The following is a 13,468-nucleotide window of genomic DNA, read 5'->3' as shown; positions in this document are numbered from 1 at the left end:
GTAATTTAGGAAGAATATGTCCTCTACATGGTCATTGGTTACCACAGTAAAAGCACCTGATGAATTAGTAGAAAGGTTCATTCACCATTACATAAGTCTCGGCGTTACAAAGATGTATATTTTTCTAGACTCACCAATTGATCAAAATATACATAACAAGTTAAATGATGATCGAGTTGTTTTCTTCTTATGTGATGATAAGTTCTGGAAAGAAAGGGAGCATTTTCACCCATTAAGATACAAAAAGGGTGAGCGCTCCGATTATGTCGAATATAGGCAGTATCATAATCTGCTTCACGCATCATCGATCTGCCGAACCGAGTGGCTGTTACATGTTGATATTGACGAGTTGCTCTTCCCAATGAATAGCATTGAAGAAGAGTTGTCTTACATTCCAATCAATGTATTCTCTGTTCTAATTCGTCCTCTAGAAGCTGTTTATTTGAACAAAGAACCGGAGTCACTCGCTGATACACTTGACACTAGATACTTCAAATCAAGAAGAAAGGTCGACTATAATTTCTGGAACGGGATCTATCCAGACGTAGGTATGAAAAATAAATCTGGATTCTTTGGTCATGTCACCGGAAAGAGTTTCATCAGAACATCCGAGAATATTTTCAGGCCGTCATGCCATTTGCCAGTTCCCATGAATGAAACTTTCTCACATGGGTTCGTGTTGAATTCAATGTTTATATTGCATTTTGAGGCAATGACAAGGCCACTGTTTGTGCAAAAGATGATCAATCGCGCAGGTAAGGTTTACAACACCCCGTTCCTAGATGAGGTGTCTAAGATCAGAACCAAGTACCTCACAGATCGTTATGTAGAGGGCGGCGAAGAATCCCTTCGTGAGGCGTATTTAGCGATGCACGTTTTTGATGAAGAAAAAATGTCGAAATGTCTACAGGCTGGATTTGTTGTTAACATTGATAACCAGCAGGTTACAAATGCGAATGTCATTAACTCTCATGGCGACATCTTGAGCTATTCCGTTCAGGAGGATATGGTTAAGGCGGTACCTGAAGCGGTGCTGGATAACGCTAGTTATATCCCCATCAGGATTACTGCCAGTTATGATAGCTCTGAATGTTTCATATCGTTCATTCAGAATGGCAAAGCCAGTTTTATCGGCTCGGATAGAGACGGTGTTCCGCGGAAGTCCAGGGGAAATATTGCTCAGGTCTTCGGACTAAGCAAAGACAAAAGCGCGCTTATATCTATTAAATTTGGCTTTAATGGCTTTAAGAATGAGGATAGCAAGAGCCCTCGCTTTCTCACTGCAAACAAATCAGGTTCAGTTGCGTTCGCTAGGGAAGTTATAAAAGATTGGGAGAAGTTTACTATTAGTTAGCCCTAGGTCTTTCATCCCTTTTTTACTTACTCCTTAAGGCGGCGGCCGACGCTGTCACCAGGATCGTCAACCTACCTGAATACCGCGTAATGTCCGCGACCGTTCTGGACGACGGCCGGCGCCGGGTCATTGACGAAACCGACCAGCTGCCTGGCTGCCCACCTGCAATGTCGTGGCGACGCGGCAGAAGGAGCGGCGCTTCCAGCGAATCCGGGGACATCCTGGCCGCCGGCGCCGTGGAATTGCTCTGATCCAAGTACCGCTGGTACTGCGAGGAACCCAAGTGTTCACGGCTCTCGCTCATTCGAATCGACCGCCCAGGTCCAGCGCCGTGCCCGCTCCACCTCCCGGCCCCGGCACCAACTCGTTGATTCGGTCGTCAGTTTCGCGGGCCGTGTCCGAGACCGCCGCCGCGTTTACGGTGACCTTGTGGATGGTCAGCGCCGCGCGACCGAACCCTGCCTCCTGACCTTGCCTGAGGTGGACGGGCTGAGCGCGAGGATGCTTGGCACCGACGAACACCGGCTTCGGTCCGTGCGGTACTTCCGTGATCCTGAATCCAGCACATGGATCAGGCACGAGCCGTGGATTACCACCCATCGTGGACCTGGACACCGGCCAGGCCCGGGCGTGTTCCATGGCAGGTACCACTGAGGCTTCGGCGACTGGCTCTTCGCCGCCCCCCTCGCCCGGCGGCTGGGCGTGGAGGTCGTAGCGATCGCCCCCCGCCGCGTTCAGGAAGGCATTGAGGATGTTGCTTCCCGGCACCGCCGTTGCGGTCGATCACTTCCACCTGGCCTCACTGGCCAGCCAGGCCGTGACCGTCACCCGGCAGGACCTGTCCAAACAGGTAAAAAGGCCGCCGCGGACGCGGGATCCACAAGGCCTGGGCGCACCGGCGGCTGCTCCTGCGCGCCGGCGACACGCTCTCTGAGCCGGTCGCACACCGTCTGGCCGAGGTCTTCGCCGCCGATGACGCGGCCGGCAAGCTCCAGGCGTTTGGACGGTCAAGGAGCAGTGCGGATACTCGCGGCTACCGGAACGCCGGGAACACAAATCGGCTCCCATGAGAAGTGCCGTCCGGATGGCGGCATGACTCTCACCCGGGAATCCGGCTCTTCACGCTCTTTCGTGTCCCGTTTGGTGACCGGCTGCCCCTCGAGATCGCGCGGCTCATACATCTACCCGTGAAGTGGTTTTCCAGGTCCTTTCGGCCAGTTTCCTGGCGGCTGTGAGGGTGGCCCGGGTGTGGCCGTGGCCGTCTTGGGTCATGAGCCTCACAGGTCACCAGTTTGGAGGCGTAATGCCGACATAGTTCGCGGCTTTCTTGGCGCTGTCGAGCCGGGATGAGTCACCGAACTAGGCACGGATGCACGGACCGGTTGCCGGGGCAACGCCAGGCGGGGAACGGATCAGGCGCCTCATCGCCGTAGAGACGCTCCCAACACTGGCATGTATGGGAGCTGAAGCGCTCCATCCTGGCCCGGCACTCCTGCAGGCAGCGAAGTACTCGGTGACTTCCACGGCCAGCGCGTCCAGGTCCACGTGGCCGTCCCAGAAGTCTCCCCCTCCCCCGGGCCGCGGCCTTGATCGCCGAGGCCTGGCGGGTGTGCTCGGCGACATCGCGGGTGTGCTCGGCGACCACAGCCGTCAGGGTCGTGGCGCCCACCGGTCAGCGGCGCCGGAACTGCGGCCAGCCGCTGCGAGAGTCTCGCCGGCCCGGCCAGCGTCGGGTCGACCGAGGAACGGCTCAGATGCTCTGTTCCGTCATTAAAAAACTCCCGCACCGCGATAGGGTGCCGTGCCGTGATTGCCGAGTCGATACCTGCCACTGCTCGCGCGATCCGGACAGGCTTATCCTCATCCCGCATGATAGTTCTCCTCCTCGCATCGAATACCTGCGATGGGACAACCCGTCGTTGCCGGCTCTCCGCGGTTCGTGGTGAATTCCACTGCGCGACGGATGATCAGACCGCTGTTCTGGCGGCGCTTCTGAGCATAATGCGGGTCGTGTAGTTCCGGCTATTGACGAATCCCCGTCCGGTTCGTTTCAGGTGCTTGATGGCGGTGTTGTTGGCCTCGACTTTTGCTGTGGTGGCGCCGGTGACGATGAGGACTTCGATTTCCTTCCACCAGCGGCAGACGGTGCGCCAGAGCCTGGTCGTCTCGGGCTGGGCGGCTTGTTCGACGAGTTCCCGGAGCCTGGTCTTCGCCGCGGCGGCGTCTTTGAGTGAGCCGGTGCGCAGCAGGGCGCGGAGCTGTTCCTTGACGTTCCAGGCCGCTTGCAGCTTGCCGGTCGGATCATCGAGGTCGAAGACTTGGCTGAGCCGGTCGCTGGCGCGGTCGGAGAGGGTGTCGCCGGCCCGGAGCAGCAGCCTCCGGTTGGCCCAGACCGGGTCGGCGGTGCGTCCGCGCCGGCCCTTGGTTTCCTGGGTCAGGCGCTGGCGGACTTCGGTGAGCATGTTGTTCCCGAGCAGGACCAGGTGGAAGGCGTCCACCGAGACGGCGGTGCGGGGCAGCCACATCCGCAGGGCTTTCCGGAACGCGGCCGACGGGTCAATCGCGACGACCTGGACACCGAGGCGCCACTCGAGCGGGCGCTTGAAGAGCCACTCCCCGACGCCCTTGTGGTCGCGGCCGTCGACCACGCCGAGGACCTGCCCGGTGTCCAGATCCACGATTGTGGTCATCCATGGCTCGAAGCGTGTCCAGGCCTTGGTGGCGGGGTCCTTGAAGAACCGGACGGAACGGAACCGGTGTTCGTCGATGCCCAGCATCCGTGGCCGCAGCTTGTCCACGTTCGGAAGCCTGGTGGCCGCCATGGTCAGGGCCCGCTGGACCAGCCACCACGAGACCCCGTGCGCGGCCGCGGTCTCGGTGGCGGCGCGGCCGGAATCAATGACAGCGGAGACGAGCATGTTCCGCAGCCGGACGATGGAGCGGGCCAGGCGCGGGACCTCGACGGTGGCTTCGAAGAACGTCCCGCGCGGGCATGCTGTTTCGTCGCAGAAATAGCGGCGCTTGGACCAGATGACTTCCACCGGCCCGGCGACGGGAATGTCGCGGACCCGCTGCCGGCGCCGTGAATGCCGGCGGGTGCCGATCACACCGCAGTCCGGGCACCCGGATTCGACGGTGCTCTCAACGTGGATCCGGCGCTGGCCGAAGCCCAGAATCTCCGTTTCAAGAACGCGGTAGTCGGGCAGGTTGAAGATGGCGGTGGCAGCGTCAGGGCACCGGGAAGTAAGCTCGGTCAAGGCTCGTAGTCCTGTCATCGATGAATGCGTCAAGAACATCCATCACAACAGGGCTACGGGCCCCACGCGTCTAAAGACACGAGCCCGAATTCACCACCAACCACGGAGAGCCTCGTTGCCGGTCCACCAGCCGAGTCACCAGGCCGGGCATCCCACCCGGGAGAACCGTCATGCGCTAACCCGAGCGGCCCGGCCGCGACCTCCCTCACGCGCCCGCAACTGCTGAGGAAGCGTCGGAAACAGCTCCCGCGCTTGTGAGCCGTCCGTTGCTTGCCCGGACGACAACCAGTGCTGCGCACCGTTCTCCTCCGGCCATCAATTCCCCCAATTGGGTCTGCCAGGAGGTACTCAAGAGCTACAAGCCCAATTGCCGCGTCCAAGGACAAAAGGAACGCCGACCAGGTCAACTGATCGGCGTTCCTTTTTTGCTGGTCCAACATCGTCCTGCCGGGCGGCCAGTGCTCCCTCAAGGCGGCAGAGGGACCTAACTGACTGACTTCTCCGGGATCGAGTTAATCATAGTTCTCCACTGTTGATAGATTGCATCATCACTGTAGTTTTCGACCATCATTCGGCGACCCTCGCGCCCCATGGAAGCAGCTTCGGCGGGGTCTTTCAGCAACGTGACCACTGCGTCCGCAAAGGCCGAAAGATCGCGATCCTTGATCAGGAACCCATTACGTCCGTCATCGACTAGGGAAGCAGGACCGTAGGGGCAATCAAGGGCCACCACTGGGGTTCCAGCGCTCAAAGATTCGGCGATGGAAAGCGAAAATGCCTCATAAGTGGACGTCATGAGCGAACAAGCGGATGCAGCAAGCACGCGCCGGGAGTCAGTTGTGTAGTCTTCGAGAAACACGCACTCGGCCAAGCCCAGTTCAGAAATAAGGTTCACATAGTTCTTCTTCTCGCCGCCCCTGCCGTAAATGCGAAGGATGGCCGTAGGGACTTGGGACCTGACCAGCGCAAATGCCCGTATAGCATCATCCACGCGCTTTTGCGGGTGGAATCGTACAAGCATACTCACGTCATGAGGCTTCTTTTCAACTGACGGCACGGTTCCAACATCGCAGAAATTCGGTATCACCGAAATCTTCTCTGCATGACCGAAGTCAGCGATAACGTCGTCACGCTGCTGATCGGTCAACACGACTACCTGGTCAAGATCACCCATTTTCGAAAAAATCAAGCGATGATCGTCCTTCATTGGACTACCGAATTCGAAAGGAGCGAGGAAATGGTTTATGTGGATTTGATACAACCGGCTCGCCAAGCCCTTTTCCATACCCATTACTGTGGGAGCGCTTCCAGGTCCATCGCAGATGAAGATAGGCATGCTGGCTTCTTGCCGCGCCAGCCTATTCAACCAGTCGATCCGCCACTGCCTGTTGTTCCTGAAACTCTGCGTGGGTGATCCATCACGGAAATGAAGGTTTAGAGCGAAAGGTACACTCGTGTCCATGTTGAGATGTGTTGTCAGATAGCAGAAACCATCCGGGGTGAAATAGCGCTCTGCGATTGGCTTACCTGATGCGCGATCAATTGTCCACTCACGAATTTTGAACCCCGACGAATGGAATTGCTCGCGGAGGCTTAGTTGGTCACTAGTATGTCCGAGCTGAATGTCCTTCGACGGACTCGTTGAGTTCCAGTTAATAGGGCGATTGAGGGTATTTAGCGAGGAGTAGTACTCATGAATGTTCGTAAGTCTGACACGCGGGGACATCCGGCCCTGTGCAATTAGTGCATCTACCTCGGCGGCGTACTCAGGGTTGTAATCAAAAGTTACCAAGTGAGCTTGGTGACCTTTGGATTCAAAAACCCGGGAACGATTGAGCATAGCAGTGGTCATTCCGCCTTTTCGGGCATTGATGTCGAATACGACCATAAATATAGATTGCACTTATTGACCTTTGGGCTTTAAGTCTGAAGACTTACTTCAGTTACGGAAATTGATAACAGTCGGCAATGTCATTTTAGTACGGCACCATCCACGACGGCATCAATAATTCTGTTTGAGGCGTTGCCGTCCTCATAAGGCGCGAATTTTTTCAAAAAATTCGAGTACAGTTCCGCATACTCATGTGTCCAGACCTTCCGGTCGCGAATGCTCCGTGTGAGTTCTCTTTCATCATAAACGAGCGGACCTGGAGCCGATTCTTCATAGGGAAAAAGCCATCCCCGTTCATTCTCGTACAACGAATAGTCCGGAACATAGAAGATCATGGGTTTGCCGGTCACCGCATAATCGAAACGAATCGAGGAATAGTCAAACACGCCGATGTCCGAAGCGACACAAAGGTCAGCGGAGTCCGGATAAGCGGTGACGTCGATAATACGCGCGGCGCCGCGGTTCACAGGACCGGCCTTAGCGCTGTATCTGTGGCCCCGCATCAGCAGCACATAATCGGGTCCTAGGTCCTCGGCGACTTTCCTGGCGTCGAAAAGGTCCTTAACAACGGTCTCAGTGGTTGCCTTTTGGTCCGACTCCCGCCAAGTTGGTGCGTACAGAACAACAGTCTTGTAATCGTCGATCCCCAAAAGACCCCGCGTGGCGGCGGCTGTCCGGGCGGCATGAGGCCCCTTGAACACGTCGTTCCTGGGATAGCCGAGTTCGACCACCTTGCCCCTGAACCCGAATTCGTTGACATAGAGCTCTGTAGCCTTGGGGCTCTGACTGACGATGTGACTCCATTGGTCGTTCTTGACCTCGATCCGTTGGGCGATCCTTTCAGGGCCAGCACCGAGGCTGAGCCAGCGGGAACGGCCCATCCGTTTGAAGGGGTGCCCATGGAATGTCTGGACCACCGTCTGACCCGGCCGCCTGAGCTTCCACCAGTCGGCGTCGTTGTTAGAGAAGGTGTAGGCGGCCGTACTCCGGGCCTCATACCAGGCTTCCGAACGTTTAACCACCGGGATACCGCCCTCAGGCAGCGAGACTGAGAAGTCCGAAACCTCCCAGTACAGCTTCGCCTTAGGCCAGCGGCGTCGTGCCTCCTTGTGCAGCTCAACCTGACTGTCGTTGGCGACCTCGCCGAAGTAGCACCGGAAGAAGAAGGCATCCGGATCCAGCGGGAGCACCGGGTCTTCGACGTGGCGCTGGTAAAGCGCCAACTGTCCGCGCTGGCTCTTTTCCTCGACTGTGAGCACCGGTTGGAACGTCACCCGGAACGTACCAGTGTGGCTGGCGCCTAGGTGCACCGCGACGCGGCTGCAGTCCAGGCGGTTGCCTCGTGCCCCAAGTTCGGGCGAGGTGCGTGTGATGGCGGAATATGACAGGTCACCGTCCGTCGAAGCAACGCGCCGTAAGTAGTAGCGCCCACTCGGCGGAACTTGGCGTTTGCGGCCCCAGTCGGAGACAGAGAGGCCGAAGGTCAGCTCGTATAAACCCTTTGCCAGTGGTTTCACGGCAAATCCGGTGAAAGTATGGCGGTCACTGGCCAATTCAAAGGCAGGCAATGCATCCGGAGAGTCAGTCCTGACGTCGAAGACGAGAGACGTGAGGCTAGCATCGAAGCGCACATCGACGACTTCGGTCCACAACGGATCGTCCGTCAGAGTGAGGTTTCCCTGGCTGGTGCGGGTTAGCCTTAGGCTCCCAGCGACTGCGGGAAATTCTCGGCCGGCGTCAGACCCGCCGTCCACGGACCAGCCGATGCGACGCGTTCGTCCGTCTGAAGTGACGGCGTCCACGACCCAGTGATGCAAACCCGACTCCGGCCACTCCCCTTCTGGGACATCGATGCTGACGTGGAGCCCGTTCTCGGTGTCCCTCACCAACTCCGACTGAACCGATTGCCCCCCTGAAGTCAGGCGCAAGAAGTCGAACTGCAACTGGGGGCCGAACTCCTGCAGTGAGACCCGCAGAGTGCGGTCCTCCAAGCGGGCGTCTGTTGCCCAAATGGCGCTTCGACGAAGCCGTACCCGCAGGCCGTCCGCCTTGGTGACCTCCGGAGAGATCCAGACCTGATTCTTGTGTTCTCGGGCAAGCGGTGTCTGCAAGATCCTGAAGTGATGCTGTCGCATGATGGCACAACTACGCTCGGCTTCGGGGCTGCGGAGCGTCAATCGGACGGCGTACGTCTGGACAAACCCGGCCCGATCCGGAAGTTCGGTCTCGTCGATAACCCCCTCGAAATCAATGCTCGCCACGAAGCACGCCTGAGCGTAGCTGTTGTGAGGGTCTTTGGCGAGTTGATCTATGCGCGGATCCACGGTTCGTTCTAATTTCGCCGGATAGACACGTCCTCCCGGTCCGACAAGTTCCAGGCCAATCTGCAAGTTCTCCGGATCCGCAGGGAGACCTTCGATGTAGGCGGCGCCCTCAATCAACAAGGTCTTTTCATCCCCCGCCCAGTGGACCGCTGTAAGGACCGAGACGGCGGGAAGGGACCCATAGGGCCGCAACAGCGTGTCGTCTGAAAGATATGGTGCGATTTCTTCGATCAGCGGGGCGCTATAGATTACCCCTTCAGCTGTCCGTTTCAGTGGCGCAAAAGCGAATGCAGGTGCATTGTGTTCAAGGACGCGTGCCAATAGCTCGAACTGCCCAGCGGCTACAAGCTTCAGGACAATCCGATCTTGCAGTGAGAGGCCGAACCAGGACTGCTTGTTAACCCCTTCAAGTATTTCTCGGCAGTTCTTCTGAGCCAGTAGCCGGAGTTCCGGGAAGTCGTGACTGACCGCCAAGAGGGCGCTCTTAAGGAGGACGTGCTCAAGAAAATGCGACTCGAACTCCTGCCGTCCCTCCAGGTGCTCAGCCAGTTCTCTTGTCATCGATCGCCAGCTTGGCAGGATGCCACGCATGCGCTCGACCAGGATCTGCTCGTCCGCCTGCTTTTCGCGTTGGGTCCAGAGACGCCAGCGGTAGACAACGTCCGGGAGGAGGTCGAACGTTCCGGTTTTGAACGCGGTAAGCATGGGCCGGTCGCTTTCGAAAGCGCGGCTGGCGTCAAACCGAAGGGCGTTAGCGTCCCAGAACGATGTGCGGAACACTGTCCCCACGGCGGTCATGTGGCGCAGTGCAACGGGCGCCTGAGGCAATGTCTGGCGTGAGCGTACCGAATGGTTCAGCAATTCCTGCCACGGCACGGGCAGCAACTTCTGGCCTTGGAAAACCTGAACCCCAGCGACCGCGAAATCCGACTTCGATTTCGCCAAGGACGCTATCAATCGTTCAAAGCCGTCGTCCGCGACCATGTCGTCGGAGTCCACAAATGTGATGAATTCGCCGCGCGCAGCAAGGACGCCTCTGTCCCGCGCTGTTCCGGGGCCGGAGCGTTCCTGTCGGATTAGCCGGACACGGGGGTCTTGGGCCTGGAAGCCTCTGACGATTTCCGCAGAAATATCGGTGGATCCGTCGTCAATGACGATCACCTCGATATCCGGATAGCTCTGGGTGGTCAGACTTTCCAGACAGTCGCGGATGTAGACATCGGCATTGTGCATCGGTACCACGACGGACAACAGGCCCCGGACATATTGACGTACAGATGCCCCAGTCCCTGCCCCGGACGCAGGTCGGACTGTTAGATTCAGGCCGCCCTGGGTCCTTGCGGCCAGTGTGACGTCCACCCGCCCGTTGCCCAGGAAGGCCCGGTCGCGGGCAAGGTTGCGCCCCACACGGACCACGGAGGCTGCCGCTTCCTTCCCCCCACGGGAGACGCACACCAACTTGTAGTCGCCCGGACCGGGGACCGGGAACACTACTTCGAAGTGCCCGTCGGGAGCGGTCCGCACCGACGTCGGCAGCACCGTGATCTTTCCCTGCAGGTGCACGCTGGGCGCCGACATGGCATCCTGCGTCTTCACAACCAAACGCATTGACGTGCCCTGTGGATCTAGTGTGAGGGAATCGACCAACAGGATTGCGTCACTGTCGAGAAGGCTGAGGTTGCCGGCAGCATTTGCGCTGGCCACAAGCGGTCCATCCCCCGGATACACATGGCTGCCCGAGCTCGAGGAGGAAAGCCCCCATCCCAGGGCGCGTTCGACGCCGGCATCTGTTACGGCACGAAGCGTCCACTGCGGAAACGCAACTCCGTCGCCAGCACTTTCCGCCAAGTCCAGAACTGCATGACGGAGTCCGTCCGGTCCACTGGTCACAGAGGCTTGGGCAGTCAGCGAACCCATGCGGGCGACCACTTTGGTGAACCGCAGCTTGTCATCAGTTTCGCGTAGCTTGAGCGCAATTCGCCTTCCGGAGATCTCAATACCCTCAGCCACCACGGCTGCCCGCCGCAATACAAGTCGGAAGCCAGCGTCAGCTGAATACTCCGGGCTGGCAAGAAGATCGCCCAGGACACGTTCGGACAAAATCGTGCGCATCACTTGCCCGTAGGACCGCTGCTGGAAGGGAACCTGACGGGTCTGGCTGGCGACCCTGAGTTCCACAGCAAAAGTCCAGACTGCCAGGTTGCCGCTCCGAGACACTTCGGCGAATGCTGCTGCGAGTCCACATACGTCAATCGCCGCCTTGAAACTGGCCTCGCCGTAATATCCCTTCGGATCTTCCCCAGCAGTACCGGACCTAGGATTGTTATCCCGCACAACCGTCAGAGTCTGGCTATTCCCGGCTTCATCGGTCAGTACCAATGCAACGTCGAGGGTCCCTGGATCGGAGGGAAGCCCAGCGATGTAAGCGGCCCCGACCACTTCGAGGCTGCCGTCGTCAAGCCACCTACATGTCTCCAGAACGGCTGTCTGGGACGTTGCCTCAGGCCTGATGCGAACTCCCGAGGAGTCCTGCGCCGGGCGGACCCGGCTCGCGGTCGGCAACGCCAACTCCCCGTCGTCGTGCGCCGGTTTTACGGGCAATTTCGCAGACGGGAGCACTCCCGCGGTGACGAGGTCCCTCACTTCGTCCCACAGGTCACTTGCCGCCAATCCAATGGCGGCCTTTATTCCCGGGTCCGTCAACCCAAAGTTGGGTGCGTCCGCTTGCGCCTGGAAGAGCCGGCACTGGTCAGCAACCGCAACTCTCAACCAGGGATCGCCAGATTCCGCCGCCGCCGAGATGTCCAGCAGCAAGGGACCGCACAGCTCCGCAAGCTGCCACTGGCGAAGCCCGTCAGGATCGTCCTTCATCGCCGTAGTGCGCTCGATCCATTCCCGTGTTCGCAGTCGAGTGGACTGAAGCGGCGATCCACTTAGCGATTTAACGGGTTCAATGCGTTCCAACAACTATCTCCAAATCAAGGTGCACGTTCTCATTCGGGGCAAGTAACCCAAGTCAGCTTCCCAAGACCGACTCCGCCATCTGGAGTTCGTCCTGAGCGTCACGGCTATCCATCACTGCAACACTCAGCGGGTCCATTTTGCGGACGTCAATAACGTGACCCGTCGTATTGGTGATGAGAACGTCCAGCGACGTCCGAGCCACTTCGCCAGAGTCCAGCAGTTCGGCAGCGGGTTCCGATCCGAAGGCGTTGGTACGCATCGGGGTGGCTGTTCGCTCGGGGTTCACGCAGTTAACCCGGATCCCCTCATGGGACCACTCATCGGCCAGTGCCTGGGTGAGGTTGACCGTTGCCGCCTTCGCAGAGCTGTAGAGACTGTAGCCCGCCCGCCCTCGGGTGTAAGAGCTCGAGGTAAAGAGCAGCAGCGCACCCCGAGTCTTCGCGAGTTCATCGTGAAAAGTCTGGGCGATGAGCATCGGAGCAATGTAGTTGACTTCCGTCGCGAGGTAGATCGTTTCCTCGGACGCCTCAGCTAGGGCCCCCATCGGAAGGACACCGGCGGTGTTGACCACGTAGTCAATGCGGCCGGTCTCGGCCAGCACTTGGTCGCGCGCCTTCACGAGATCTGCTCGACGATTCACGTGTGTGTTTGTCAGACTCCGGGAAAACACCTTGACGGTGGCGCCATGTTTGGTCGCCAGAGCTGCAATGTCCGCCCCAATCCCGTAGGACCCGCCCAAGACCACCAGGGTCTTACCCCTCAGTTTGTCGCTGAACTGGAGGGCCGTGTGCTGGAGGCCGTCGTGGGTGCGGGCGAGCTGAAAGAGTTTGTCTGCCAGATAGATGTCAATGGGCTGCGTGATCTTCATGTTCCGTTCATCGCCCAGAACCACCGCGATGGGGACGTCCGGCAGGTAACGCAAGACAACGGTGCAGTCGTCGGTGGCTTTGAAGTCAGGGTCTTTTTGGGCCACCTCGTAAGCCTTCTTGATAGTGGAGAGGTGGAATGCCTGAGGCGTCTGGCCTCGGCGGAGGTAGCCCCGTGGCGGTACCTCACGGATCTTAGCCAGATCTGACGTCTTGCCCTGCATCGAATCCTCTTGGGAAACGACAATGATCGTGTCGGCGGACGGAATGGCCACGTCCACAGCTTCGTGATCGTCCAGGGCGGCTATGACGTCCGAGATGATGCGGACGGAGACCAGTGGCCGCACGGCGTCATGGAAGATTACGTTGACGTCCTGATCGCCGATTGCGTCGAGAGCCAGCTTCGTGGTCCCGTTCCGCTCTGCTGCGCCTTCCAGGATGGCGGTTACTTTGGTAAAGGACGATTTTTTCACCATGGCGCGGACGTTGTCGAGATAACCGGGGGTCATCATGACTATGATCTCGTCGACCAAGTCACACTCTTGTGCCACGGCCAGCGTGTGCTCCATGATAGGCCGGCCGGCTATTTTGACCAGCTGCTTTGGAATAGTCAATCCAACACGGTTGCCAACGCCACCGGCCAGAATGACCATGATATTTCGTTTACGTTCCACAAGTTTCCCCTGGTTTGCTTCTTGTCGCGTCCGTCAGTCTGCCAACCACCGAGCCAGGTCACAGCTTCCGTCATAGCAACGCCAGCCATCGACTGGGCGCCATCTGCATAATCTTGCGCGAACGGGCACCTGATGCAG

General features: G+C 58.5%; 6 protein-coding genes and 1 pseudogene. 3 read left to right on the top strand and 4 right to left on the bottom strand.

The features are described from left to right. The first annotated feature begins 34 nt into the window (after nucleotides 1-34). From AC1DKQ_RS15850 to AC1DKQ_RS15840, 3 genes and pseudogenes are all read left to right on the top strand, one after another. A complete protein-coding gene (locus AC1DKQ_RS15850) occupies nucleotides 35-1,354 on the top strand; it encodes a glycosyltransferase family 2 protein (RefSeq protein ID WP_476919547.1) in 1,320 nt (439 codons plus the stop codon). 89 nt (nucleotides 1,355-1,443) lie between these two features. Then, complete coding sequence (locus AC1DKQ_RS15845; RefSeq protein ID WP_476919546.1) at nucleotides 1,444-1,605, top strand: hypothetical protein; 162 nt, start codon at nucleotides 1,444-1,446, stop codon at nucleotides 1,603-1,605. Nucleotides 1,606-2,093: 488 nt separating this feature from the next. Continuing rightward, nucleotides 2,094-2,288, top strand: a pseudogene (locus tag AC1DKQ_RS15840) (hypothetical protein); the annotation flags it as partial. 1,033 nt (nucleotides 2,289-3,321) lie between these two features. Here the strand turns inward: AC1DKQ_RS15840 and AC1DKQ_RS15835 are convergent. From AC1DKQ_RS15835 to AC1DKQ_RS15820, 4 genes are all read right to left on the bottom strand, one after another. After that, the gene (locus tag AC1DKQ_RS15835; RefSeq protein WP_476919545.1) at nucleotides 3,322-4,611 is read right to left on the bottom strand and encodes an ISL3 family transposase; all 1,290 of its coding nucleotides are present in this window, start codon (nucleotides 4,609-4,611) and stop codon (nucleotides 3,322-3,324) included. A gap of 484 nt (nucleotides 4,612-5,095) precedes the next feature. After that, nucleotides 5,096-6,499: a glycosyltransferase gene (locus AC1DKQ_RS15830; protein ID WP_476919544.1), complete on the bottom strand. Its 1,404-nt coding sequence runs from the start codon at nucleotides 6,497-6,499 to the stop codon at nucleotides 5,096-5,098. A gap of 83 nt (nucleotides 6,500-6,582) precedes the next feature. Then, nucleotides 6,583-11,790, bottom strand: coding sequence for a bifunctional glycosyltransferase/CDP-glycerol:glycerophosphate glycerophosphotransferase (locus AC1DKQ_RS15825; RefSeq protein ID WP_476919543.1), 5,208 nt, complete (start codon nucleotides 11,788-11,790; stop codon nucleotides 6,583-6,585). 52 nt (nucleotides 11,791-11,842) lie between these two features. After that, nucleotides 11,843-13,330 (bottom strand): SDR family NAD(P)-dependent oxidoreductase, encoded by a 1,488-nt coding sequence (locus AC1DKQ_RS15820; RefSeq protein ID WP_476884772.1) that lies wholly within the window; start codon nucleotides 13,328-13,330, stop codon nucleotides 11,843-11,845. Between the last annotated feature and the right edge of the window lie 138 nt (nucleotides 13,331-13,468).

It is taken from the genome of Arthrobacter sp. 05L421, assembly GCF_056397785.1.
Note: the sequence above shows the minus strand (reverse complement) of the source record. Positions and strands in the feature narration are given on the sequence as shown.